This is a genomic window from Halovibrio variabilis (assembly GCF_007991175.1).
Taxonomy (GTDB): domain Bacteria; phylum Pseudomonadota; class Gammaproteobacteria; order Pseudomonadales; family Halomonadaceae; genus Vreelandella; species Vreelandella variabilis.
In genome coordinates, this window is sequence record NZ_BJXV01000003.1 from 43,023 (window position 1) to 67,483 (window position 24,461).

25 protein-coding genes and 3 tRNA genes are annotated in these 24,461 nt (G+C 54.9%); 11 read left to right on the top strand and 17 right to left on the bottom strand.

The genetic code is table 11. The features are described 5' to 3' along the window. Positions 1-50: 50 nt before the first annotated feature. The 4 genes from HVA01_RS04075 to HVA01_RS04090 all read right to left on the bottom strand — a co-directional run bounded on the left by HVA01_RS04075 (position 51) and on the right by HVA01_RS04090 (position 1,076). Complete coding sequence (locus tag HVA01_RS04075; RefSeq protein WP_146873257.1) at positions 51-413, bottom strand: metalloregulator ArsR/SmtB family transcription factor; 363 nt, start codon at positions 411-413, stop codon at positions 51-53. A 274-nt stretch (positions 414-687) separates the two neighbouring features. Then, a tRNA-Asn gene (locus HVA01_RS04080) sits at positions 688-763 on the bottom strand. Positions 764-831: 68 nt separating this feature from the next. After that, positions 832-907, bottom strand: a tRNA-Asn gene (locus HVA01_RS04085). Between the two features lie 93 nt (positions 908-1,000). Next, a tRNA-Asn gene (locus HVA01_RS04090) sits at positions 1,001-1,076 on the bottom strand. 193 nt (positions 1,077-1,269) lie between these two features. Between HVA01_RS04090 and miaB the strand changes: the two genes are divergently transcribed. The 5 genes from miaB (at position 1,270) to lnt (ending at position 6,959) form a co-directional block, all read left to right on the top strand. Then, on the top strand, positions 1,270-2,613 hold the full coding sequence (miaB, locus tag HVA01_RS04095; RefSeq protein WP_146873258.1) for a tRNA (N6-isopentenyl adenosine(37)-C2)-methylthiotransferase MiaB: 1,344 nt from the start codon (positions 1,270-1,272) through the stop codon (positions 2,611-2,613). Positions 2,614-2,698: 85 nt separating this feature from the next. Next, on the top strand, positions 2,699-3,769 hold the full coding sequence (locus HVA01_RS04100) for a PhoH family protein (protein WP_146873259.1): 1,071 nt from the start codon (positions 2,699-2,701) through the stop codon (positions 3,767-3,769). Positions 3,770-3,792: 23 nt separating this feature from the next. Next, entirely contained in the window at positions 3,793-4,269 is a 477-nt protein-coding gene (gene ybeY / locus HVA01_RS04105; RefSeq protein ID WP_246129451.1) for an rRNA maturation RNase YbeY, read from the top strand. 249 nt (positions 4,270-4,518) lie between these two features. Beyond that, positions 4,519-5,418, top strand: coding sequence for a CorC family transporter (locus tag HVA01_RS04110; RefSeq protein WP_146873260.1), 900 nt, complete (start codon positions 4,519-4,521; stop codon positions 5,416-5,418). A 59-nt stretch (positions 5,419-5,477) separates the two neighbouring features. After that, positions 5,478-6,959 (top strand): apolipoprotein N-acyltransferase, encoded by a 1,482-nt coding sequence (gene lnt / locus HVA01_RS04115; RefSeq protein ID WP_146873261.1) that lies wholly within the window; start codon positions 5,478-5,480, stop codon positions 6,957-6,959. A 165-nt stretch (positions 6,960-7,124) separates the two neighbouring features. Here the strand turns inward: lnt and HVA01_RS04120 are convergent, their stop codons facing one another. Beyond that, complete coding sequence (locus HVA01_RS04120) at positions 7,125-8,186, bottom strand: NAD(P)-dependent alcohol dehydrogenase (protein ID WP_146873262.1); 1,062 nt, start codon at positions 8,184-8,186, stop codon at positions 7,125-7,127. Positions 8,187-8,462: 276 nt separating this feature from the next. Between HVA01_RS04120 and HVA01_RS04125 the strand changes: the two genes are divergently transcribed. After that, positions 8,463-9,356, top strand: coding sequence for an AraC family transcriptional regulator (locus HVA01_RS04125; protein ID WP_146873263.1), 894 nt, complete (start codon positions 8,463-8,465; stop codon positions 9,354-9,356). Positions 9,357-9,545: 189 nt separating this feature from the next. Here the strand turns inward: HVA01_RS04125 and HVA01_RS04130 are convergent, their stop codons facing one another. Then, positions 9,546-9,971, bottom strand: a complete 426-nt coding sequence (locus HVA01_RS04130) for a VOC family protein (RefSeq protein ID WP_146873264.1) — start codon at positions 9,969-9,971, stop codon at positions 9,546-9,548. A 215-nt stretch (positions 9,972-10,186) separates the two neighbouring features. Between HVA01_RS04130 and HVA01_RS04135 the strand changes: the two genes are divergently transcribed. After that, on the top strand, positions 10,187-10,420 hold the full coding sequence (locus HVA01_RS04135; protein WP_146873265.1) for a DUF3820 family protein: 234 nt from the start codon (positions 10,187-10,189) through the stop codon (positions 10,418-10,420). Here HVA01_RS04135 and HVA01_RS04140 read toward each other — a convergent pair. Next, positions 10,417-10,794 (bottom strand): hypothetical protein, encoded by a 378-nt coding sequence (locus HVA01_RS04140; protein WP_146873266.1) that lies wholly within the window; start codon positions 10,792-10,794, stop codon positions 10,417-10,419. The two genes, HVA01_RS04135 and HVA01_RS04140, sit on opposite strands and share 4 nt — an antisense overlap. Before the next feature lie 76 nt (positions 10,795-10,870). Here HVA01_RS04140 and HVA01_RS04145 point away from each other — a divergent pair, with 76 nt between their 5' ends. After that, on the top strand, positions 10,871-11,638 hold the full coding sequence (locus HVA01_RS04145) for a DUF1499 domain-containing protein (protein ID WP_146873267.1): 768 nt from the start codon (positions 10,871-10,873) through the stop codon (positions 11,636-11,638). 4 nt (positions 11,639-11,642) lie between these two features. On the opposite strand, the gene HVA01_RS04150 is transcribed toward HVA01_RS04145, so the two are convergent. The 5 genes from HVA01_RS04150 to HVA01_RS04170 all read right to left on the bottom strand — a co-directional run bounded on the left by HVA01_RS04150 (position 11,643) and on the right by HVA01_RS04170 (position 17,012). Then, positions 11,643-12,005, bottom strand: coding sequence for a ribbon-helix-helix domain-containing protein (locus HVA01_RS04150; protein WP_146873366.1), 363 nt, complete (start codon positions 12,003-12,005; stop codon positions 11,643-11,645). Positions 12,006-12,116: 111 nt separating this feature from the next. Further along, positions 12,117-12,686: a DJ-1/PfpI family protein gene (locus tag HVA01_RS04155; RefSeq protein WP_146873268.1), complete on the bottom strand. Its 570-nt coding sequence runs from the start codon at positions 12,684-12,686 to the stop codon at positions 12,117-12,119. A 126-nt stretch (positions 12,687-12,812) separates the two neighbouring features. Continuing rightward, on the bottom strand, positions 12,813-14,912 hold the full coding sequence (locus HVA01_RS04160; RefSeq protein ID WP_146873269.1) for a methyl-accepting chemotaxis protein: 2,100 nt from the start codon (positions 14,910-14,912) through the stop codon (positions 12,813-12,815). Between the two features lie 44 nt (positions 14,913-14,956). Then, on the bottom strand, positions 14,957-16,141 hold the full coding sequence (locus HVA01_RS04165) for an ABC transporter substrate-binding protein (RefSeq protein ID WP_146873270.1): 1,185 nt from the start codon (positions 16,139-16,141) through the stop codon (positions 14,957-14,959). Between the two features lie 256 nt (positions 16,142-16,397). Beyond that, positions 16,398-17,012, bottom strand: coding sequence for a flavin reductase family protein (locus HVA01_RS04170; protein WP_146873271.1), 615 nt, complete (start codon positions 17,010-17,012; stop codon positions 16,398-16,400). A gap of 112 nt (positions 17,013-17,124) precedes the next feature. On the opposite strand from HVA01_RS04170, the gene HVA01_RS04175 reads away from it, so the two are divergent. The 3 genes from HVA01_RS04175 (at position 17,125) to HVA01_RS04185 (ending at position 18,833) form a co-directional block, all read left to right on the top strand. Further along, positions 17,125-18,072 (top strand): D-2-hydroxyacid dehydrogenase family protein, encoded by a 948-nt coding sequence (locus HVA01_RS04175; RefSeq protein ID WP_146873272.1) that lies wholly within the window; start codon positions 17,125-17,127, stop codon positions 18,070-18,072. Between the two features lie 76 nt (positions 18,073-18,148). Then, complete coding sequence (gene arfB, locus HVA01_RS04180) at positions 18,149-18,565, top strand: alternative ribosome rescue aminoacyl-tRNA hydrolase ArfB (RefSeq protein WP_146873273.1); 417 nt, start codon at positions 18,149-18,151, stop codon at positions 18,563-18,565. Positions 18,566-18,632: 67 nt separating this feature from the next. After that, positions 18,633-18,833: a DUF1289 domain-containing protein gene (locus tag HVA01_RS04185; RefSeq protein ID WP_146873274.1), complete on the top strand. Its 201-nt coding sequence runs from the start codon at positions 18,633-18,635 to the stop codon at positions 18,831-18,833. 31 nt (positions 18,834-18,864) lie between these two features. On the opposite strand, the gene HVA01_RS04190 is transcribed toward HVA01_RS04185, so the two are convergent. From HVA01_RS04190 to HVA01_RS04210, 5 genes are all read right to left on the bottom strand, one after another. Then, the gene (locus HVA01_RS04190; RefSeq protein ID WP_174787757.1) at positions 18,865-19,938 is read right to left on the bottom strand and encodes a proline racemase family protein; all 1,074 of its coding nucleotides are present in this window, start codon (positions 19,936-19,938) and stop codon (positions 18,865-18,867) included. Beyond that, positions 19,938-21,125 (bottom strand): zinc-binding dehydrogenase, encoded by a 1,188-nt coding sequence (locus HVA01_RS04195; protein WP_146873275.1) that lies wholly within the window; start codon positions 21,123-21,125, stop codon positions 19,938-19,940. The genes HVA01_RS04190 and HVA01_RS04195 overlap by 1 nt, the downstream gene beginning before the upstream one ends. Before the next feature lie 102 nt (positions 21,126-21,227). Then, positions 21,228-21,806 (bottom strand): NnrU family protein, encoded by a 579-nt coding sequence (locus HVA01_RS04200; RefSeq protein ID WP_146873276.1) that lies wholly within the window; start codon positions 21,804-21,806, stop codon positions 21,228-21,230. Positions 21,807-21,997: 191 nt separating this feature from the next. After that, complete coding sequence (locus HVA01_RS04205) at positions 21,998-22,966, bottom strand: magnesium transporter CorA family protein (RefSeq protein ID WP_146873277.1); 969 nt, start codon at positions 22,964-22,966, stop codon at positions 21,998-22,000. Next, positions 22,959-24,416 (bottom strand): diguanylate cyclase domain-containing protein, encoded by a 1,458-nt coding sequence (locus tag HVA01_RS04210; RefSeq protein WP_146873278.1) that lies wholly within the window; start codon positions 24,414-24,416, stop codon positions 22,959-22,961. Before HVA01_RS04210 ends, HVA01_RS04205 begins: the two co-directional genes overlap by 8 nt. Positions 24,417-24,461: the final 45 nt, after the last annotated feature.

Below are 24,461 nucleotides of genomic sequence, written 5' to 3' on the forward strand. Positions count from 1 at the left end.
GCCGCCCTCTTCACGCCGCCCTACTTCACAAGGGGCGGCGTTTTTGGTCTTCAGCACAGCGCGGCAAGACGTGCCGGTCGATCGCCCATTTTGGTTAAACGCTGCGTGAGCGCCGCTAGCTGCACCGCACTGCCCTGACTGCCCGCGCGAATAATTTCCTGAGTCCAGCTCGGCAGCTGCGGCGCAAGCCGGTAATACACCCACTGCCCTTCGCGCTGGTCACTCAACAGCCCGCACTGGCGCAGCTGAGCCAAGTGACGCGATACCTTAGGCTGCGACTCCTGCAGCGCGTAGGTCATTTCACACACGCACAGCTCCTGCTCTTGAGCGATCAAGAGCACCAGCATCAAACGCGTTTCATCGCTTAAACACTTAAACACCTGAAGTGCTTGGGGTGTGTTTGCTTTGCCCACGGATAGCCTTCCTAAAATGAGTCATTTTCTACATCGTTATTGCATTATGAGCTAGCTAGTTTACGCCACTCAAGGCGCCAACCGTAAGCAGCTATACATCAATCGGGCACGCAAAATCACCCAAGGTACCTAATGGCAGCGGGTAGATAAAGGCAGACATTGAACAGCAATAGACAGGAAAAATTTACTGATGCAGGCTACTGAAAGCTGGTAGGAAGAAAAACTTGGTATGTAAAAGCTTAGCATGTAGAAGCTTAGTATGTAGAAAATATAGTGGCTCCCCGAGCAGGACTCGAACCTGCGACCCAATGATTAACAGTCATTTGCTCTACCAACTGAGCTATCGGGGAACGTTAACTACATTTACCGCACTGCATTACCGAGCTATGCGGTCACTATAAAAAGCAGAACAGCAATTTGGCTCCTCGAGCAGGACTCGAACCTGCGACCCAATGATTAACAGTCATTTGCTCTACCAACTGAGCTATCGAGGAACAACGCAATACTAAATCGACGCAATGCTAAATTAGGATAGCACTCATTTGCTGCTGTGTATGAGATGGAGCCACTAAAACGCTTTTAGCGGTTGGCTCCTCGAGCAGGACTCGAACCTGCGACCCAATGATTAACAGTCATTTGCTCTACCAACTGAGCTATCGAGGAACTGCTCAAACACGGTGCGTAGTATACTCATAGAAATGTGGCGGTCAAGTATCGATTCCGCGTCAATGCTAGCCGCCTGTTGGTTGTGTCCGTATAATGCGGCTATTCACGATAGAGCGGCCGATGGCCTAGCCGCTCGACACTATTACATTCATCCTCGTCCCCCCAGACGACTCATAGATGACAGGTACCGATGGCGAAGAAGCTCTTCATCAAAACGCACGGCTGCCAAATGAACGAGTACGACTCCTCTCGCATGGCGGATCTGCTCGGCGAATCTCACCAGCTCGAACTCACTGATAATGAGCGTGAAGCCGATGTTATTCTGTTAAACACCTGCTCGATTCGCGAAAAGGCGCAGGAAAAAGTGTTTCATCAGCTGGGACGCTGGAAAAAACTCAAGGACGCCAACCCCAACCTGGTGATTGGCGTAGGTGGCTGCGTGGCCAGCCAGGAAGGCGAAGCCATACGCAAGCGAGCGCCCCATGTGGACATGGTATTCGGGCCGCAAACCCTCCACCGCGTGCCCTCCATGCTGGATGCCCGTAGCAATAACCAGATTGCCGCCGTGGATGTTACGTTTCCTGAAATCGAAAAGTTCGACCACTTGCCCAAGCCCACTTCCGATGGCGCGACGGCGTTCGTGTCGATTATGGAAGGCTGCTCCAAGTACTGCACGTTCTGTGTGGTGCCGTATACCCGTGGCGAAGAGGTGTCGCGTCCCTTTGAGGCAGTGATGGATGAAGTCATCCACCTTTCCGACCAGGGCGTGCGTGAAGTCAACCTGCTCGGCCAGAACGTCAACGCCTACCGTGGTGAGAACCAGCTAGGCGATGAGATTGATTTGGCCGAACTGATTGCCTGCGTGGCGGCGGTCGAAGGGATTGATCGTGTTCGTTTCACCACGTCCCACCCGGTGGAATTTACCGATAGCCTGGTCGACGCCTTCGCGGATATTCCCGAGCTGGTGAGCCACCTGCACCTGCCGGTGCAATCGGGTTCAGACCGCATTTTAACCGCCATGAAGCGGGGGCATACCGCGGCCGAGTACATCGAAAAGATGGAGCGCATTCGCGCCAATCGCCCGGATATCAGCTTCTCTTCCGACTTCATTATCGGCTTCCCAGGCGAGACTGAAGAGGATTTTGAGGCGACGATGGACCTGATTCATCAGATCGGCTTCGATCATTCGTTTAGCTTCGTTTACTCCGCACGCCCCGGCACCCCCGCCTCTGGCCTGCCGGATGAAACGCCGGAAAGTGTCAAAAAGCAGCGCCTGGCGATTTTACAAGAGCGGATCATCCAGCAAACCGCGCAAATTAGCCGCCGCATGGTGGGTAGCACGCAACGCGTACTGGTTAACGGCTTTTCGCCGCGTGACCCCGGCCAGCTCTCCGGGCGCACCGAAAATAACCGGGTGGTTAACTTCCGTGCGGCTAATCCCACCGAGCTGATCGGCTACTTTGTCGATGTGGAAATCACCGAGGCATTTCCCAATTCGCTGCGCGGTGAGCTTGCTTCACCCGAACGCTATTGACCGTTCACTTATCACAGATCATTGCCCCGCTTCAGGTGGGGCAGTAAGCTGAGCGATACACACACTAACGCGGGGTTCCCCACTCTTGAGCCAGCCAACACCTCAGGCCAATCGCATCATCACCTTAAGCCTTGAACCGAATGATCCGCAGCGCCTTGCTAGCCTTTGCGGCCAGCAGGACGAGCATTTGAAGCTGATTGAAAGCCGCCTGGACGTGACGCTGCGTAACCGGGGCAATGTCTTTCAGCTTGCCGGCCCTGCCAACCGCATCAAAGCAGCCGCCAACGTGTTGGAACACCTCTATCGCGAAACCGCGGCGAGTGAACTTGACGCCGATACGGTGCACCTTTTCCTGCAGGAATCGGGGCTTGAAGCGCTGGAAGAGGAAGACGACGGCAGCGGCGGCGGCAGTGACGAAGTGATCATGCGCACCCCGCGCACCATGATCAAACCCCGCGGGCTCAACCAGCAGCGCTATGTTTCCAGCATCCGCGAGCACGACATCAATTTCGGCATTGGGCCCGCCGGTACGGGTAAAACCTACCTCGCCGTCGCGGCCGCGGTCGAGGCGCTGAATCAGCAGGAAGTGCGGCGCATTCTGCTCGTGCGCCCGGCGGTTGAAGCGGGTGAAAAGCTTGGCTTCCTGCCCGGCGACCTGGCCCAGAAAATCGACCCCTACCTGCGCCCGCTTTACGACGCCCTGTACGAGATGATCGGTTTTGAGCAGGTGGCAAAGCTGATTGAGCGCCAGGTGATTGAGATCGCCCCGCTGGCCTATATGCGCGGCCGGACGCTTAATAATTCCTACATCATTTTGGATGAAAGCCAGAACACCACCCCGGAGCAGATGAAAATGTTCCTGACCCGGATTGGCTTTGGCTCCACCGCGGTGATTACCGGCGACGTCACCCAGGTCGACCTACCCAAAGGGCAGCGTTCGGGGCTGATTCAAGTGCTCGACGTGTTGAAAGACACACAAGGCATCGGCGTCACCCACTTTGCCGCCAAAGACGTGGTCCGCCACCCGTTAGTTCAGCGCATTATCGAGGCTTACGATATGTTCGAGTCTCAACAAGAAGTGGAAGAACGCGCCCAGCGCGAAGCGCGTCAGCAAGAGCGTGATGCGCGCATGCAAGCACGCGAAGGCAGCCGATGAACGCGAGCACGGTTAATACGAGCATGGTTAACTCAAGAATGGTTAATGAGGTCATCGTTGATCGCCAGGCGGCGATCAACGAACCCCAGCTGCCCACGCTTTCACAGCTCACCCACTGGGTGAGCTGTGTGTTTGCGCATCACCCTGATGATCAGCGCCTTGAAGTGACGATTCGCTTTGTGGATGAGCTTGAGAGCCAGACGCTCAACCGCGACTACCGCGACAAAGACAAGACCACTAACGTGCTGTCCTTTCCTTTTGAGAGCCCGCCGGGTGTTGAATTACCGCTACTCGGTGATTTGGTGATTTGCCACGCCGTTGTCGCCAAGGAAGCCAGCGAGCAAGGCAAGCCGCTTGAGCACCACTACGCCCATATGGTCGTGCATGGCATCTTGCATTTGATGGGCTACGATCATATCGATGATCAGGAGGCCGAGGAGATGGAGCAGTTCGAGCGCGAGCTGCTGGCCGAACTGCACATCCCCGACCCCTATTCTTAACGTTATGCTTAAAATCATTCTTAAAATCATGCTGACAATTACGCTGAAAACATTGGCACCTCAAACGCTACGCCTGCGACTAATAGCGATGATGACTAAATGCTGAGCGTCTTTATTATCTAATCACGGGTGCGTTAAATCGTGTAGCAACTAATCTGGTAACATCCACTGCTTGAATGATAAAACGGCTACCTGACGACGTAGTCAACAAGATGGTAACTGTCCGCCCGCAAACGAGAGATTTGACGCATGAGCGAAGACCGATCGAGCAACCCTAATCAAAAATCCTGGCTCGAGAAACTCTTTGGCGCCCTTTCCGGAGACAATGACGAACCCAGCTCGCGGGACGAGCTGCTGACGTTTTTACGCCATACCGCAGGGAAATTAAAGCTGGATCAGGACGCCATCATGATCATCGAAGGCGCACTGGACATCAGCGACCAGCAGGTACGGGAGGTGCTGATTCCCCGCTCACAGGTCTCGGCCATCGCACTAGACCAAACCAGCGACGGCTACCTGCCGCTTATTCAGGAAACCGGCCACTCGCGCTACCCGGTGATCGGCGAAAACCTGGATGATATTAAAGGCATTCTACTGGTAAAAGATTTACTCCCACTGCTTTCCCAAACCCAGGCCCAGCGCGATGCCTTTAAACTCGATGACATCCTGCGCCCGGCAATGTTTATTCCTGAATCAAAACGTCTTAACAGCCTGCTCAAAGAATTTCGCGATACCCATAACCACATGGCCATTGTCGTCGATGAATACGGCGGCACCGCGGGCATTATTACGATCGAAGACATCCTTGAGCAAATCGTCGGCGACATCGAAGACGAGCACGATACCGACGAAGAAGACGATATCCGCGAAATGGAGAATGACCATTACGCCATTCGTGCGCTGACCCCTATCGAAGACTTCAACGAACGCTTTAACACCGAGTTTTCTGATGATGAGTTCGATACCGTTGGCGGCCTGGTGATGCAGCAGTTCGGTCACTTACCTCGGCGTGGCGAACATACCGTGCTGGGCGGCTGGCGATTTGTGATTCTCAACGCCGATACGCGCCGCATCCGGCTACTCGAAGCCTATCGCGACAGTCGTCGTGATGACGAAGAGGATGACGATCAGGAGAACAAGCCCGACTAGCCGCTGGCTGTCACCGCGCTATCCACTTCCTCGCTCCTTACCGTCAATAGGTTATCGCTATGGGTTCCCCCCCCGCGTTTTTGTTACAGCTGCTTGCCGCTTTGGTGGCAGGCGGCTTCACCACCTTAACCGCCTCCCCGTTTGAGCTTTGGTGGCTGGGCCCGGTGGCGATGGGTTTGCTGTATGTTGGCCTGCACACGTTAACCCCCGCCCAAGCGGCGCTAAAAGGCTGGCTGTATGGCGTGGCGCTGTTCGCCAGTGGCGCTTCCTGGGTCTATGTGTCCATTCACGACTATGGCTATACCGGCGTTCCATTAGCGGTCTTTCTCACCGCCCTTTTCGTCACCGTTCTGGCGCTATTCTTTGCTGGCACCTTTTGGCTTTACCGGCGCTTCACCTCTGCCCGGCTTGCGTTTATCAGCTTTGCTGGCGCCTGGGTATTGGGCGAGGTGCTGCGCACCTACCTGTTTACCGGCTTTCCCTGGCTGCTGCTGGGGTCTGGTTACGTGGACTCGCCACTGGCCGCCTGGGCGCCCCTAGGCGGGGTCTACCTGCTCTCACTGCTGGTAGCGCTAAGTGGCGCACTCGGCGCTGAACTATTGCTGCGCCGCCACTGGTGGGCGCTCGCCCCTCTCGCGGCTATTTGGCTGATTCCGTTGGCGCTTCCCCAGCAGTGGACCACGCCGGCGGATGAACCCACCCGCGTCGCCCTACTGCAAGGCAACCTGCCGCAGCTGGCAAAGTGGACACCGGAAGGCCAGCGCCAGGCCGCCAATACCTACAGCGACCTCACCCGCGAAGTAGCCGATGACGTCGACCTAATCGTATGGCCAGAAACCGCCCTGCCCATGATGGAAACTCAAGCCCGCCCGGTACTTGAGCGCGTGCAAGCTAACCTGCCGCCCGAGGTTGCCCTGCTAACCGGTATCGTTCAGCGCGATGAAGAAGAACGCTACTTCAATAGTATGATTGGCGTGGGCAATGTAACGGGCAGCTACCAAAAAGAACACCTGGTGCCTTTTGGTGAGTACCTGCCGCTAGAGAGCGTGCTACGCGGGGCGATTAATTTTTTTGATTTACCCATGTCGACCTTTACCCAAGGCGAGCACGAGCAAACGCCCATGCAAGCCGCCGGGGTTAACATTGGCAATGCGATCTGCTACGAAATTATTTACCCACAGCTGGTCGCCCGCCGCGCTCAAGATAGCGGCGTTATCATTACGGTGTCCAACGACACCTGGTTTGGGGCTTCAATTGGCCCCCACCAGCATCTGCAGATGGCCCGCCTGCGCGCGCTAGAGAACGGCCGCTATGTGGTCCGCGCCACCAGCAACGGCATTACCGCGATTATTGATGCAAATGGTCGCATTGTTGAACGTGCGCCGCAGTTTGCAACCACAACGCTCACCGGCGAATTCTATGCGATGGACGGCTTAACGCCTTTTACCCGCTTGGGTAGCTGGCCCGCTTGGTTGCTGGCAGGCTTGATGCTATTGCCCGGGGTGGTGGCAGCCAAAACTACGCGCCAGGCGCGAAGCTGAAATGCCATAGGTGCTAATGCCATAGGTGCTAAAGCGACTACCTAGAAAAATGGCCCAATTCTGCTAGAAAAACGGCCCGAGTCCTGAAAAGGACTCGGGCCGTTTTGTTTTACTCAAGCTAGCCACCTATCTGAGTGGCTAGCTAGGTAGCTAGCAATCCGTCATTTAGGCAGCGGTGTCTTTCAGCGTTGCCATATCAATCACAAAGCGATAGCGTACATCGCCTTTCTCCATGCGCTCAAAGCCTTCATTGATCTTGTTGATATCGAGCATCTCGATATCGCAGGTAATGCCTTGATCAGCGCAGAGATTGAGCAGCTCTTCGGTTTCAGCAATGCCACCAATCAGCGAACCGGCAACTACGCGACGCTTGAAGACCAGATTAAACGCTTCAATGGCGGGCTCAATGGGCTCAAGCAGACCGACAATGATGTGCGTACCGTCATACTTCAGCGACGCTAGGTAGGGGTTAAGATCGTGTTGGACGGGCACCGTGTCGAGCATGAAGTCGAAGGTTTCAGCCACTGCATCCATCTGCGCCTGATCGCTGGAAACGACGACATGGTCGGCACCGTTACGCTTAGCTTCTTCAACTTTGGCGTCGGAGCGGGTGAATAGCGTGACTTCGGCACCCAGCGCTTTGGCCAGTTTAACGCCCATATGGCCTAGACCGCCCATGCCGATCACACCCACTTTATGGCCTTTACCCACGCCGTGATGCTTGAGGGGCGAATAGGTCGTCACACCGGCGCAGAGAATCGGCGCTGCCGAGGCGAGATCGATGCCATCAGGCATCTGCAGCACAAAGTGTTCGCTTACCACGATAGAGTCGGAGTAACCGCCCTGGGTCATGGTGCCGTCTTGGCGATCGTCACTGCCATAGGTCATGGTAAAACCTTCCAGGCAGTACTGCTCTACGCCATCTTTACAGGCGGCACAGGTACGGCATGAGTCAACCATGCAACCAACGCCTACCATGTCACCGGCTTTAAAGCGCGATACTTTGTCACCGACAGCGGTTACCCGGCCGACAATTTCATGGCCAGGCACTAGCGGGTACCGGCTCATGCCCCAGTCATTGCGCGCAAAGTGAAGGTCGCTGTGGCAGACGCCGCAGTAGAGAATCTCAATGGCGACGTCATCGGGGCGTGGCTGACGACGGTCAAAGGTAAACGGTGCTAACGGCTTGTCGCCGGCAAAGGCTGCGTAGGATTTTGCTTGGCTCATCAATGGGGCTCCTTGTCTTCAATATAAACAATCATTCCCCGCGTACGAGGTATGCCAACAGTATTGGCCTAATCGGCAGGGATAGCGATGAACGAAGCTCCGATATTTTTGCCTATTAATCCAGACCAATGTAATAAAATAACAAAAATAGCGATAAAAACGTCATAATTATGTAATCACGATTAAAATAGTAAACTAACCAGCAAGGCAGTACCCGTTACGCTGCTTCGCCATTCGCTATTCGCTATTCGCTATTCGCTATTAAGAGAGTCAACCATGGTTTCCACTGCTCAGGCTGGCAATGCGCTGGCGGATGTTATCAAATCCCGCGTCGCGGTCGACGGCATGACGCCAACCCCGCTATATGGCGTATCGTTGCTTTGCTTAAGCCGCCACCAGGTACGTACGCCACTGCTCTACGAACCGAGCCTGATCATCATTGCGCAGGGGCAAAAAGTAGGCTATCTGGGTGATCGCGAAATTCATTACGACCCCGGTCATTATCTGGTCCAAACGCTGCCGCTGCCCTTTGAGTGCGAAACTCACGGCTCCCCCACTGCCCCTCTGCTGGGTATATCGATACGGCTGGATCCGGCGCTGTTAAGCGAGATGGTCACGGCAATGGGTCATCTTGGCCACCACGCCCAGGCACCTCTGCCGATGGCCGCAGTGGCGATGACCAACGGCATGCAGGACGCGGTCCTGCGTTTGGCCCACTCGCTGCACGATACGGTAGAGTGCAGCACCATGGGCAATGCGCGTATTCGCGATGTGGTATTTGAAGCATTGAAAGGCGAGCAAGGCCCCGCGTTACAGGCGCTGGTAACGGGACACGGTAACTACTCACGCATCGTGCAGGCGCTTTCTAAGCTGCATGCTAACTTTGCCGATGACTTTAGCGTGGAACAGCTCGCCCAACAGGCGAACATGAGTGCGTCTACGTTTCATCAGCACTTTAAGCAGATCACCCGCTCCTCGCCGGCCCAGTACTTAAAACGGCTACGCCTGATCAAAGCGCAGCAGTTGCTGCTGCAGGATAACCATAACGTCAATCAGGCCGCTGCAGCGGTGGGTTACCGCAGCGTGCCGCAGTTTAGCCGCGACTATAAACGCTACTTTGGTGAGCCGCCGCTACAGCACCGGCGTAAAGAGCAGGCCTTACGGGCCTAACCTACTCCTTGGCAACGTTTATGTCGCAGCGTTTATTTTTGGCTCTTCGTCACTCAGTGTGGAGTTATCTCCGCTAGGCAGATAACTAAAGCTCCCTCCCACCATATAGATAGCTTAGCGGTTTCACTCTGAAACATGAGGCACTAAATAGCGAATGAATAATAAATCCACATGAAACGACTAAGTGCCTTATTTTGCGAACACCTGGCCCATGCCTTTAAACGCTTTGAACTCCAACGCATTCCCGCATGGGTCGAGTAGGAACATAGTGGCCTGCTCGCCAACTTCGCCCTTAAAGCGAACATACGGTTCAATGACAAACTGTATGTCCCGCGCTTTCAAACGCTCGGCTAGCGCTTCCCAATCTTCCCAGGCTAAAATCACGCCAAAGTGCGGGACAGGCACGTCGTGCCCATCCACAGGATTGGAGTGGGCGTTGGCCTGGCCAGGCGTTTTTGGTTGCTCATGAATCACCAGCTGATGGCCGAAGAAATTGAAGTCGACCCACTGTTCACTGGAACGCCCCTCTTCCAAGCCAAACACATCGTTATAAAACGCCCGTGCCAGGGCCAGATCGTCAACGGGAATCGCTAAATGGAAAGGTGAAAGGCTCATATCGGTCTTCTCCTTGCTTGAATTGATAAGGTGGTGAGTATTTTATGCTACCACGCGGTATTTGCCATAGGCTGTGTTCAGCATAGGTGGGCTATGTTCAACACATAGGTGACGCCGCCTTGGAGCCCAGCAATCGCTTAGCTTATCAGCACTGGCCAGTAGGCGATTTGGTCATCGTGTTACAGCGTTACGGCAACATCAAAGGAGCAACAGCCATGCAACCAGAGGATTTGGAAAAGCTAGTGACTCGCACTATGCCCTTTGGCAAGTACGAAGGGCGCCTTATCGCCGATCTTCCCGGCCCCTACTTAAACTGGTTTGCGCGTGAGGGGTTTCCTGCCGGAGAGATTGGCCATTTGCTGCATTTAATGCACGAAATTGATCACAACGGGCTAGGCTCACTGCTGGACCCGCTGCGAAAGCCACCTGGCCAGCGTGGCGAAGCTTAATGCTGAGCTTTGCCGCGCACGCTTTCGTCAGGGACGCTGTCGTCGCGCACGCTTAAGGCCCGCTGAAACTCGCATTGATAAGCCTCAGCGTGTAACGCCGGGTCCTTGGGAAAACGCCCCAGTGCCACGGCGAGTTCAAAAAAACCGGCAGCAGGTAGCTGCTCACCGCGCCGACTGACAACCAAGGCGGCGATAAAGGGCTGATGTTGGGCCGCGTCTGCATGCATTAGCTGCTCTAACGCCTGAGTCACCTGGGCAATAGTGCGTGGCGGCGTAAGCCCAAGCGTGCTGGCCACCTGTTGGTAGGTCATGGGCAGTGTCTCGCGCGGGGCGCTGAGCAGCAATTGTCGTAGCGCTATGGCGTTATCATTCATAAAAACCTGTTAGAAAAACCTGTTGGCGGGATATGTGTGCTAAGAATAGCTGAATACGTTGTGATAAGGAGCGAACATGGCAAACCGATCAACCCCAACGCGCCCCCGCGGTGGCCTCTGGCCAGCGCTGTTAGCGGGGCTGAGTATACTACTACTCGCGGCGGCAACGCTGATGATGGCAGGCTCAGGGCCCGCTTATAGTTGGGAGCTTATCTCGCTAGGCGAGGCGTTTAATTTTCTGCGCAACGGGGTGTATGCCGCTGGCGGCGCCGTGGCGTTGAGCCTGGTAGCGCTGTTGGTCAGCGCCTTAACTCGCCGCTTTAAACCAGCAGTGCTCGCGAGCCTAGTCATAATGGGCGCCGCAGCGCTACTTTATGTGCCCTGGCAGCATTGGCAACGCGCCCAAGAGGTACCCGCCATTCACGACATCACCACCGATACGCAGAACCCACCCACCTTTGAAGCCTTGGCCGACGCCCGTGAGGCAGCGCCTAATGCGGTCGACTACCCCGGCACTGCCACCGCTGATCAGCAACAGGCAGCCTACCCCACTATTGAGCCGCTGGTCGTAGACGCCGCATCGCCCAGGGTACTGGCCGCAGCGCAGGCGCAAGTCGAAGAAAATGGTTGGCAAATTGCCAGGGTTAGTGATGACCGCATAGAAGCCACCGCGACGACGCTCTGGTTTGGCTTTGAAGATGACGTGGTCATTCGCTTAACGGAACTGGAGAACGGCGTGCAGGTGGATATGCGTTCGGCTTCCCGCCTAGGCGCCAGCGATGTGGGCACCAACGCTGCACGTATTGAACAGTTTTTAACTGCGCTGGAAGCACGACTTGAGTGATTTTTTAATGCAAGGGGTCGCGAGCGTTGCCAGCCTCACGGGATAAAATGTGTTCAGCGTCCAGGCTGGCGATGGGCACCTCCTGATGCGTTGGAATCTCACCGCTTAATTGAAGCGCTTGGTAACGCAGCGCGCAGACGCGTAAAAACGAGGTAAAGTTACCCAGATCATGCCCGGCATCGATAGACTCATGGTAAAGCCGGGTAATCATCTGGGCGGTATTCATGCCATCGCGCTGGGCAATTTCCTCCAGGATATGCCAGAAATAATTTTCCATACGCACGCTGGTGACCATGCCATCAATACGTAGCGAGTGCGTCGCGCTGCGCCATAACTCAGGGTCGGCCTGAATAAACAGTTTGCACATGGCGATTACCTCCCGACATTCTTTAGCAGATGAGCCATTAGCATAGCGGGCAATGGCATGCACGCCCAATGGGTGCGGGGCGTGCATGCCATCTTTTCAGCGTCAGCCGAACTACTTATTCAGCAATGCCATAAATTGCGCCAACCACGCGGGGTGGGCAGGCCAAGCGGGTGCCGTGACCAAGTTCCCATCGGTTACCGCATCGGTTACCTCTAGGTTAGCAAAGTGACCACCCGCAAGCTCTACCTCGGGCTGGCAGGCTGGGTAAGCCGAACACTGCCTGCCTTCCAGCACTTTCGCAGCGGCCAATAGCTGTGCGCCGTGGCAAATCGCTGCCACGGGTTTATTGGTCTCGAAAAAATGCTGCACCATCGCCAGCACGTTTTTATCTAAGCGTAGATACTCCGGCGCACGCCCTCCGGGCACGACCAGGGCATCGTAATCGGCGGGATTAGTGCTGGCGAAATCGGCATTGAGTGCGAAGCGATGCCCAGGCTTTTCAGAATAGGTTTGATCGCCTTCAAAATCATGAATCGCCGTCGCCACGGTATCGCCAGAGGCTTTTCCCGGGCAGATGGCGTCCACTTGGTGGCCAACCGCCATGAGTGCCTGAAACGGCACCATGGTTTCGTAGTCTTCGGTAAAATCGCCGGTGATCATTAAAATGCGCTTGCTGCTCATCTCAGTGCTCCTCTTATCTTATGCTTATTGATTATCTTATGCTTATTGATCAAGTGTTGTGAGCACACGCGGGGCGTGTTGGATGAGACTAGCAAGCGCTTTCCGGCAATAGGTAGTAATTGCTTACTACTGAGTCACTTTCTCCTGCTGAGGAAGGGCGAGAGACTGCTGCCCTGCCGCGTCGCTGACGCGAAAGCGCCCTACCAGTGAGTGCATATTCCCGGCGCGATCATCCAGGGTGTGGCTGGCGGTGGTGGCCTCCTGCACGAGGCGGGCGTTCTGGTGAGTGACCTGATCCAGCTGCGCAATCGCCTGGTTGATCTGATCAATACCGGCGGATTGCTCATTGGTGGCGTCGGCAATTTCGACGACATAACGCGTCACCTCCCCCAAACTCTCTATGATCTCTTGAAGATGCTGACTAGAGGCATTGACGAGCTGCTCACCCTCACTCACTTTGTTAACACTGTCATCGACCAAGTGACGAATCTGAGCCGCTTCTTCGGCGCTGCGGCCGGCGAGTTTGCGTACTTCTTGGGCTACTACGGCAAAACCACGCCCCTGCTCACCCGCTCGCGCCGCTTCAACGGACGCGTTTAGCGCCAAGAGGTTGGTTTGGAAGGCGATATCATCAATCGCTTTAATGATCGAAGTGATCTTTTCGCTTGCCTCACGAATATCGCCCATGGCCGCCGTGGTGCGTATTGAAACATCACCCGCCGCTCGCGCGCGTTGATCCACATTGCCGCTCGCCCCTTTCGCCTGGTCAGCATACTCAGCGGTTTGCTTCACGGTAGCGGTAATCTGCTCAAGGCTAGAGGCCGTTTCAGCCAGCGACGCGGCCTGCTGGTCAGTGCGCTGGGAGAGGTTTTCATTGCCAGCGGCAATTTGGCGGCTGCTCGAAGCAATGGCTTCGGCGCTTTCACGAATTTGCGCCACCATGCTCTCGAAGGTGTCCATCATGCGATTAAAGGCTTGGGCCGTTTGGCCTACTTCATCGTTATTCTGGAGTTCCAAGCGTTTGGAGAGGTCGGCATTTTCACCGCCCGCACCGCTGATGTTTTCCATTTGCTCACGCATCGTGACCAGCGGCCGCAATACACGCACCATCGTGCGCCACCCAAAGATTGCCAGCAGCGCGATCACCACCAGCGTGACAATAATCAGCAGCGAACGTCCGGCATTGGCTAGGGTTTCCGCCTGCGTTGCAGCGCTTTCAGCTTGCCCAACGGTATACGCTTCAACGTCAGATAGGGCAACGCGCATCTGCTGCATGGCTTGGGCGACGTCGTTCAATGCCGCCTGTACCTGAGCGCTGAGTTCAAGTTGCTGCAAGCGCAGCGCATAGACCGAGCTGTCATCGGATACCATCAGCCCTTCTAGTTCCCCAATAACACTACCTAACTCATCAATAAGCTGGCGTTGTTCCACTGCTGTGCTGGGCGCATCGGCTATTGCCGCCAGCGACTGTCGGGCAAGGCCAACCTGTTGAGAAATCTGGTTATAACGCAGGTTGACCAGGGCATCAGGGCTTTCCATTTGCATCATCTGGCGGCCCAGATCCGATAACAGTGCCAGTGCCATTCGGACATCGCCGCTCAAGCGGCCAATATCCGCCTGAGCGGTAAACATGTTATCCAGTAACTGAGTGGGCAGCGTGGTCATGCCGTCTTCGCGCCAGGCTTCCATCAACTCACGCTGAGCCTGATCGCTACGCACCTTTGCCAACGCCGCGCGTCCGGCAATGTCTTCGGCACTCAGCATTACTTGGCGAATCAAGCCTTGCATCTCGCCAAGACGTTCGGCCATCTGGGCTTGTAAACTCAGCTCTTCGTGGCGCACCGCTTCCAGCGCTGTATCGCCGTCTAATAGCGCCTGATAATGACGATCCAGGTCGCTCAACCCTGCCGTTTGATCAACCCCATGAAGCCCTTGGCGCGCATCGCGAAAGCGCTCGTCCAACTCGGCTTGTGCGGTAATCCCGGCTAAGTCTGGGGCATTTTCTGCGGCGAGCAAATCCGCATGCCGCTGCCCGAACGCGCCCATGGCCAGCACCATGCCTCGGCTGGCATCTCCCAGTGGCAGCACCTCACCGGTAATATAACGCTGCGAGTCGATTAATCGTTGGTTGGTAATCCAGCCCGTCGCCGCCAGCACAACTGCCCCTAGCACCGCCGCTAAGAAAAGCCCGATCAACATGGCTCGGATACTTAAATTTTTTTTCATTATCTGTTTTTCACTTGTGTCAGGGTTTGCAAATATCGTCAGCGTTAGGGCACCAGGTTCGCCCACTCTACCGACTCAAAACGGCCATTGGTGATAATGGTAGGCCATACGGCGTCACTGGCTTGGTGGTCATTCGCCCCCAAGCTTAGCGGCTCCTCTAGGCCAATATCGATCGACCCCAACCCCAGTAATCCATCCACAATAGCCTCACGATCAGGATTGCTCCCCGCGGCTTTAACGCCTTCAACAAACAGCTTGGCGGCCAGGTACCCTTCCAGCGAGATGAAATCAGGTTGGCTGCCCGCAGCATGCGTTTGCAGCGCTTGACGATAGGCTTCAACGGCGGGTAGGTCAGCATTCAGGGGCGGCACTACTTGAGTAATAATGACCCCTTCCGCTTGCTCGCCAAGTTCGTCCATGAGCGCTTGACTACCCACAAAAGAGACGTTTAGAAACACCGCATCGGGCAGGTCATTGCGCGCTTCACGAATAAAGTCCGCCGCCGGCCCGTAAGTGCCGACAATGATAATAGCGCGCGGGGTCACCGGCGCCTCCAGAATGGTCGCTAAGCCTTGATGAATATTGCGCGTACCACGGGTAAAACGCCCATGGGCCAACTCAGCGGTATTGGCAAACCCATGGGCGGTTAACGCTTGCGTGGCCCCGTTGTAGCCCGCATCGCCAAAGCTATCGTTTTGGGTAAAGAAAGCGATTTCTTCTGGCTGTATTCCAGCGGTCAACAAGCCCTCCACCATGGCGGCGGTTTCTTGCACATAGCTGGCACGGTAATTGATCACGTAGCGGTCAGGCGGTGACTTGCGCAATACGCCAGCACCGGTAAAGGCGCCGTAAAGCAGGGTCTTATATTCGTTATAGATCGGAATCGTCACGGTAGCGGTGGGGGTGCCCACGTTACCAATCGCCGCCAGCACATCATCTTCCTGAATCAGTTGCCGCGTGTTGCTGGCCGCTTGCAGCGGCTGGTACTGATCATCGCGTGCTACCAAGGCCAGCGTTTCGCCATTAACCCCGCCTGCCGCATTGACCTCGGCAAAGTAGGTCTCAATCCCTTCTTGCATACCCAACCCTAGCGGCGCAGCACCGCCGCTGGAAGGTGCCACAATGCCAAAGGTAAGCGCCGCATGAGCCACTGGCGCTATTAACATCCCGGCGAGTAGTGTTGCTATTAAACGCTTAGCGTTTAGAAAAAATGTTCCCAATTGTCGCATTGATCTGCTCCTTAATAGCTAGATCACTTCCCCACGTAAAAAACATGGGCAAAGGCGAGCATTGCTTCCCCTCACGCCTTCGCCACATTACCGAATTTTTATTTATTACCATTGGCGGGAGAATATACGACTAAAGACTAATTATCGCTAACTGATAAGTAACGATTCTTACCTCTTCCGTAACCCACCTTTTACTATCCAGCATAAAAGAGTCAATGGGTCTATAAATCGCATTTCTAATAACTTTCAGCACTCATTAAGCAGGCCGCTCAATGGCAAAACGGTCGCTAATGCGAATGTAATCGCTGCCCGCTAAGCGCCCAACGGGTTTGAGTAAATCCATATCCACATGGCGTCCATCCCACAGGGCATCATCTATGTGGATGGACACGACCTGGGCCAGGACCAAAGTGCCTGCTAAGGGCTGATCACCAAAACGGATCATATCGTATAGTCGGCACCCAAATGCCACCGGTGCGCTGGCAATCCGCGGCACGCTAACACCGGGCATGTCGGCTTTTTCAAGCCCGGCCAGGGTAAACTCATCATCGTCCGGTGGCAGGCTGGCACTGGTGGCGTTGAGTGCTTCAATCAACCCTTCACTGCCTACATGCACCACGCATTCAGGGACTTCATTTAAATTACGCACCGTGTCTTTAAGTTCGCTCTTACCATTGAGCAGCGGTGAAAACGCCAGGACAGGTGGATTTACGCTGGCCACATTAAAAAATGAAAATGGCGCTAGATTGGCATTCCCACGCGCGTCTTGTGTAGAGACCCACGCGATTGGCCGCGGGCATATACTGCCCGACAGCAGCCGGTAAACAACGCCTGGGCTTAACGGCGTCTCGTCTAATAGGTAATCACTCATGCTCAGCTCCTCGTTCAATCGTTTTCAGGGTAATATCACTCTATAGCAGTCAAACAAATGACGCCCTCTTCTGCCCTGGGCGCTGCGGCTAGTATAAGAAGGAACTCGCTTGATGAAGATTGTGATTGCCGATGATTATCAGGACTGTGTGCGCCATTTAGACGCTTTCCAGCAGCTCAATGACCACGATGTAACGGTTGTCAACGATACCCTCAGTGACCTTGATGCCTTGGTAGCTCGCTTCCATGAGGCCGAGGCGTTAGTACTCGTTCGCGAACGCACGCCGATCACCGCGGCCTTATTGGCGCGGTTACCCAACCTCAAAGTCATTAGCCAGACTGGTGGCGGCGCAGCCCATGTGGATATGTACGCCTGCCGTCGTCAAGGGGTTACCGTCATGGTAGGCACTGGTTCGCCCTATGCCGCCGCCGAATTAACCTGGGGCTTGGTGCTGGCCGCGATGCGCCATATCCCCGCAGAAGTCGAAAACCTCAAAGTGGGTCGCTGGCAGCGCACGTTAGGCACAGGCCTAAAAGGCCGCACGCTGGGTATTTTTGGCTACGGAAAAATTGGCAGCTTAGTCGCCCGCTATGGCCAGGCATTTGAAATGAAAGTGTTGGTATGGGGCCGCGAAGGCACCCGCCAGCGCGCCGCCGGTGCCGGAATAGAGGTCGCCAAAAGCCAAGCCGATTTGTTCCAGCGTGCGGATGTGCTTAGCCTTCACCTGCGCCTGAACGACGATACCCGGGGTATTGTCAGCGCTGAATCGCTCGCCCAGATGAAGCCAACGTCGCTACTAGTCAACACGAGCCGCTCTCAGCTATTGGCCCCGGGCACTCTCGAACAGGCACTCCAGGCCGGTCGCCCCGGCCAAGCAGCGGTGGATGTATTTGATCAGGAACCTGTGTTCGAAAGCTCGCTGCTGGCGTTGCCCAATCTGGTTGCGACACCACACCTCGGCTATGTGGAAAAAGATAGCTACGAGCTCTACTTCGGCGATGCCTTTCGCAACCTGCTGGCCTTTATCAATGGCCAGCCAATTAACAACCTCGCCAGCTGACAGCGGATTAGCCAATGAATGCCTGTGTGCCAAATGTGCTAGCCTTATACGATCATCAGTCATACAGAGGCCATTAATGCTCACCATTTCTAATAACGTTACCCTGGCTGATTGGGAGATTGATATCAGCCAGATTCGCGCCCAAGGCGCCGGCGGTCAGAACGTAAATAAAGTCGCCTCGGCAGTGCATTTACGCTTTGACATTCTTAGCTCTACGCTGCCACCACGTTATAAAGAACGCTTGATGGCGCTATCGGATCAGCGCATCAGTAAAGAAGGCGTGGTGATTATCAAAGCCCAAAGCCATCGTAAGCTTGAATTAAATAAAGAGGATGCGCTGGCGCGTTTAAAAGAGCTAATACAGAGTGCCACCCAACAGCAAAAGGTGCGCCGCGCCACCAAGCCGACTAAAGGTTCGCAGCGCCGCCGCGTCGATCACAAAACGCGTAAGGGCAAAACCAAATCGCTGCGTGGTAAAGTACCCACCTCGTAACCGGTGGCTTTACCCCACTGCCCGCCGTATCGTTTAGCCCCCAAGATTATCTAAAGAGCCTATCGTAATGACGAACGTTTCCCCATCGCCCAACGGGCGCCCTATCTCGCCGTGTATCAAAATTTGCCAAATGGAAATGTCGTCATCGGTTTGCCAGGGCTGTGGCCGTACCTTAGATGAAATTGCCGGCTGGGGGATGATGACCGAGGCCGAAAAAGCCCCGGTATGGGATCGTTTAGAAGCCGAAGGCTTTGTTGCTAAACGCTAAGTCTCTACATGCTAGCGTCGCTAAAAGACAGCTAGGTCTCAAGTGTCAGCGGTACCGGTTTAGCGCTATGGTGACGGTCACTCAATATGTGGTGTAACTCGCCACAGGACACCATTGGATCAATACAGTTAATGACAATATCGGAGTGGGCCAATACATAGCTGCGCCCGGTAATGGTATTTTCCACTACCTGGTAATCGCCTTCTTGATGGATGCCGGTAAAGGTGCCGATAAAGCCAGTATTGCGCAGTGAGACCGTTTCCAGCTTATCCCCCACGTTGAGCCGCCCCTCGTAGTTCATCAACGCTAAGCGGGCCGAGGTACCGGTTCCCGTTGTGCTACGGCAAATAACCCCTGGATGCACATAGGTCGTTGAACGTGAGCGCACATAGCCTTCGCCCACGGGCTCTTCAGGGCCCATAAAGTGTAAAAACGGTAGCGGCCCCACATCGCCCAGGGTGTAGTGGGAAAAACCACGCTTGGCTTTAATCGCTTCAACAATTTTGAAGGCACACTCAGCTAACGCTCGCTCTTCTTCATACACCAGCCTAAAGCCCAGCTCAGCGGCATCGACCAAGGCGTAAAAGCCACCGCTATAGGCGATTGAGTAGGTGACCTTACCGATCCCCGGTACGTGAATCTGATCGCGGTAGGTGTCGATATAGCTGGGCAGCCCGCCACAGGTCACCGACTCAACTACACCGTTGTGCACTCTCGCTTCAATTTGTACTAGCCCAGCGGGCGCTTCCAGTTTAAAACGCTGAAGGCCTTCCTGTTTGGGCACAATGCCTCTCTCCAGCACGGCGGTGGCCGTGCATAAGGTATTCGAACCCGAATAAATCGGGTAGCCCATGACTTCCATAATGATATAACCCGCGACAGCCTCAGGGTGAGTCGCCGGCACCAGCAGATCAACCGACATTTCCGGGAGACCGTAGGGCTCTTCAAGCAGCAGGCGACGCAGCCCGTCGGCGTCATCGCGTAGATACTCCATCTGCTCGCGCACGGTGGCACCTGGCAACACATCAATGCCCCCCGTGACGATACGACTGACATCGCCACCGGCATGAGTGTCCATCAGCTGAATGGTATGCACGTTATTCACTAGCGGCGCTCCTGACCAGACGGTGTGTTTTCAAGCGCAAAAGGCGCGCCGTGGTCGGCCCACTGTGCATCGGGCACAATGACAATTTTACCCAGAAAGTTGCTGTCCCGATTGACAAAATAGCGCTCGGCTACATGTAGGTCGGAAAGCTTGAAGGCCGCGTGGAGCACTGGCTTTAACTCCCCGCTGCGAATCCAAGCGACGAGCTGCTCGGCCTCTTCACGGGTGCCGTGGGAAACGCCAAAAATCTGTACTTGATAGAGGTATATGCGGGTCCACATCATTTCGCTGAGGTTGCCACCGCTGGCACCGGCGATTGAAAGCCGCGGATAGTTCTTACGCCCCTGCATATCGACAATCATGGTATCGATAAACAGATTGGTCATCTCACCGCCGACCAAATCCATGACCGCATCAATCGGCTGGCCGCCGGTAGTGTCCAGAACACGCTCAACAAACGTGGGCAAATCGCCGCGATCGATGACGGCTTCCGCGCCTAATGCTTTAAGCGCTTCGGCTTTGTCTAGCTTGCTGACCGCATAAGGAATAGCCCCTACGATGCGGCACAGCTGAATCAGTGCGGTGCCAACGCCGCCGCTGGCGCCGCTCACCAACACGCGCTCGCCAGCACTGACGTTGGCGGCGGTCATCATGTGATAAGCGGTTTGATACGAGCACATCCCCATTGAAGCCAGCTCTGCGTCGTGCAGCTCTGGGTTGGGCACCGCGTGGAATTGATCGGCGGGGACGTCAATAAACTCAGCAAACCCTCCATCGGCCCCATGGCCATAGTAATCGGGGGTTAGGTTAATATCGCGGCGCTCATCGGCGTAGATATTAAAATCGAGCAGCCCTCGTTGGCCAATGCGTTCAGCATCAACGCCCTCACCGACCGCCACGATACGGCCAGCCACATCGGCGCCCTGGATACGCGGAAAAGTTAACGTTGGCGTGCCACCCATGGCGAACGAAGTAACATCGCCTTTATCCTTGGTGGGGTATAACCCCTCTCGGGCCTTGCGGTCGGTGTTATTCTTCGCCGTGGCAGTTACCTGCACCAGCACTTCGCCCGCCTTAGGCTGCGGGGTCGGTACATCCTGATGGTATTCCAGCTTTTCGATATCACCATGACCGGTCAATAGCATGGCGGACATCGTCGTTGGTAACGTGTGGGCAGCTTCAGCCATAACGTGACTCCCTGATGGAATGTGTTAACTATTATAGTTGAAGATAACAAACTCTCACCGAGTCTCAAGCCTCATCCATCGCGGTGGCGGCAACGCTGGGCGTTAACCAAACACGGGGACGCCAATTAATAGCATGTGCAGATAGAACGCGAAAACCGCATACGCTACCAAGCCTAATAATACCGTGGCAATGGTCGCCATCTTAGAAGTGTTAACCGGTGCGGGCGGCGAAAGGCGGTCGCGCTTTTTGGCCGTTTTAAAGGCCAGGATAGCCCAAACCAGAAAGGCAGCGAAAAAGATAATATCGCCCAAGCGCCCGTTGACGAGCAGGTGAGCAAACGCCCAAATTTTGACTGCCAGCATCATTGGGTGGCCAAGTTTGGCCTTAATGGCGTTGCCCGGGACATAGGCCGCTACCAACATGATAAAGGCAGGCACCATCAAAAGCGCCACCGCATGGCGTAACCCCATGGGCGGGTACCAAACCATAAAAGGGTCGAGGCGCATCTGCCCGTAACCATAAATCGCAACGGCTAGACCAACCAGCGACACCACCGAATAGGCGATCTTCCAGTTGGTCTCGCCCAATTTGGCAATCTGCTGCTGACGCCAGTTTTCAGCAAAAATACGCACGGAATGGCTGCCTAAAAAAATCAGCAGGCCAATAATCATAATGGTCATGGAAGTACTCCCAGGTAATACGCTAGTGACGGCTTGAAGCCTTATAGTCTTGGTCGCTGCAGAGGATGCCACAGACAGCCACCAACCACATGTTAATGCGTCAACTTTTCGCTTACCTAAAAGCTCAACATGCCAACAGAGGGGGAGGTTAACCTAGCGACTTGGCGCTAAAAACTAAAATTAGTGCTGCGCTAAAACCAATGCTTGCGCCTGAAAAGCCAAATCAATAGCCCACCGATTCCCAGCATCACGCCCCAGACAAAAAAGTAGCCGTACTCATAGCGCAGTTCAGGCATATTGTCGAAATTCATGCCATAGATACCGGCAATAAAAGTCAGTGGTACAAAAATCGCGGTAATCACCGTGAGCACGCGCATGGTGATGTTTAACTGGTGGGAGGAAATGGAAATATAGCCGTCGACCAAGTCGCCGCAAATGTCGTAGTACATTTGGGTCAGGGTGTAGAGCCGTTCGAAGCGTTCGGCCACATTGTTAATCGCGTGCAGGGTTTCACTCTCATCCCGGGGCAGATGTTCATAGTCGTAGGCCGTCAGCTCTTGCGTGATCCCTTTGTGGTAACTAAAGATACGCCGCATTTTGACCAATCGAGAACGATAGCTAATGATCTTGCGCATCAAAACATCATTACCGTTTTCTAACAGTTCATCCTCAAGATCGCTTAGCTCCGTTTCAAACTCGAGCAGGCTGTCGATATAGAAGCCCGCCGATATATACATCACCCGCAGCGCCACGTGCTCCGGAGAATGCGCTAAAAGCGTTTTGCCATGGTCATTGAACAGGCGCTCAATACTTAACGCCTCACCGGGATGAAGGGTCACCAGAAACCTTGTACCGATAAAGAAGCACAGCTGCTGAGGCTGATAGTTCAGCGTTGCATCGAATGACGAAATGCCGCGATAAATAATCAGCGTGTGGTTATCAAACTCTTCTATTTTCGGCGGATGACGCTCTTTTTGTGCGTCCTGAATCGCCATCGAATGAAACTCAAACGCCTCTAAAATAGTCCGCTCGCGCTCCTGAGTCTCGCCCTGCATATCGATCCAGATATGGCTATCGGGTGTGGCTTGCCACATTGCGAACAGGTCTTCATCACCTTCGTAAACCGCCCCGTCAGGAGTGGTCAAAAGCGTCCTAATCATATTCGTCCTTGAGATTGAGTGCGTCGGGAGCCGCACTATCGGCAGAGCGCGCCATGCTTACCTGGCCCTTGCCAGAATGTTTAGCTTCGTACATGGCCACATCAGCGCGTTTAAGTAGCTCATGAGCCGTTTCTCCAGCGGTAGGTGAATAAAGTGCGGCGCCTATGCTGGTGCTTACCCTCAGGCTTATCTCGCCCATTGGGACCGGTTTTTCTGTCACCTCGACCATGGACTGAGCCAACGGCTGAACAGCGTCGGGGGCAACGCCTTCTAATAGAACCACGAACTCATCCCCCGCCCAGCGGGCAACATAATCGGTTTCGCGAACGGCCGTTTTCAAACGCTTCGCTATCTCGCGCAGCAGCGCATCGCCGGTTGTATGGCCGTGCTGATCATTAACCGCTTTAAACCCGTCTAAATCCATAAACAACACGGCCAGGTGTTTTTGCAAGCGGCGGGCACGTGCCATTGCTTCAGCCAGGCGTTCATTCAAGGCGCGCCGGTTGGGCAGCTGGGTCAACACATCTTCTCGGGCTTCCTGGTCGCGTAGCCGCTCCAACTGCTGACGCTCGGTAATATCGTGTATAAACAAACTGCGCCGCTGTTGGCCATCGATGCGCAACGATTTTATGCGAATTTCTACCGGCAGTTGACTACCGTCTCGGCATTGAGCGGTGGCGATCAGCGGCGCCTGTTCGTCGCTGGCGGGTAGCCCTTGCGGAAACAGCAGCTGGGTGATCGGCCGTGCCTGCGCTTGTTTGCGTGGCCAACCAAACATCATCTCCGCGGCGCGGTTCCAATCCAAAACCACGTCGTGTGTATCCAGGCTAATATAAGCGTCGTAGGCTGACTCGATGACCAGGTTGAGCTCCCGAGTACGCCGCTCTATCTGGTTTTCCATACTTTGATGAAACGCTTTCAGCGCCTGCTGCGATGCCTGCTTGGTCTTCTTCTCAACAATCAGCCGCTCACGCAGGTGAATTTCATCAGTCACGATAGCGGCCAGGTCTTGCATAACCGCAAACTCATCTTCTTGTAGCCTGCGCGGCTTGGTGTCGATGGCGCACAGCGCCCCCAGCGGCAGGCCTTGGGAGGAGAGCAGCGGAAAACCAACGTAAAAGCGAATACCGTCCTGAACGGTCACGAACGGGTTGTTAGCAAAACGTTCGTCCGCCGTGGCGTCTTCGACGATAAGAGGCACGGCTTGCATAATGGTATGCGCGCAGAAGGCCACATCTCGCGACGTCTCGCGCGTTTCGACACCGACGCTCGACTTAAACCACTGCCGATCAGCGTCAATCAACGATACCGTTGCAATGGGCACATTGAGCAGCTTCGTCACCAGCCGGGTAACACGGTCAAAGACTGGCTCGTGGGGGGTATCAAGCAGCTCAAGCTCGCGGAGAACTGCCAAGCGCGCATCTTCATTAGGTGTTATAGGATAAGACATTGTAGTGTCACCCATGATGGTAGGCGTTTGCTTACCATCATAACG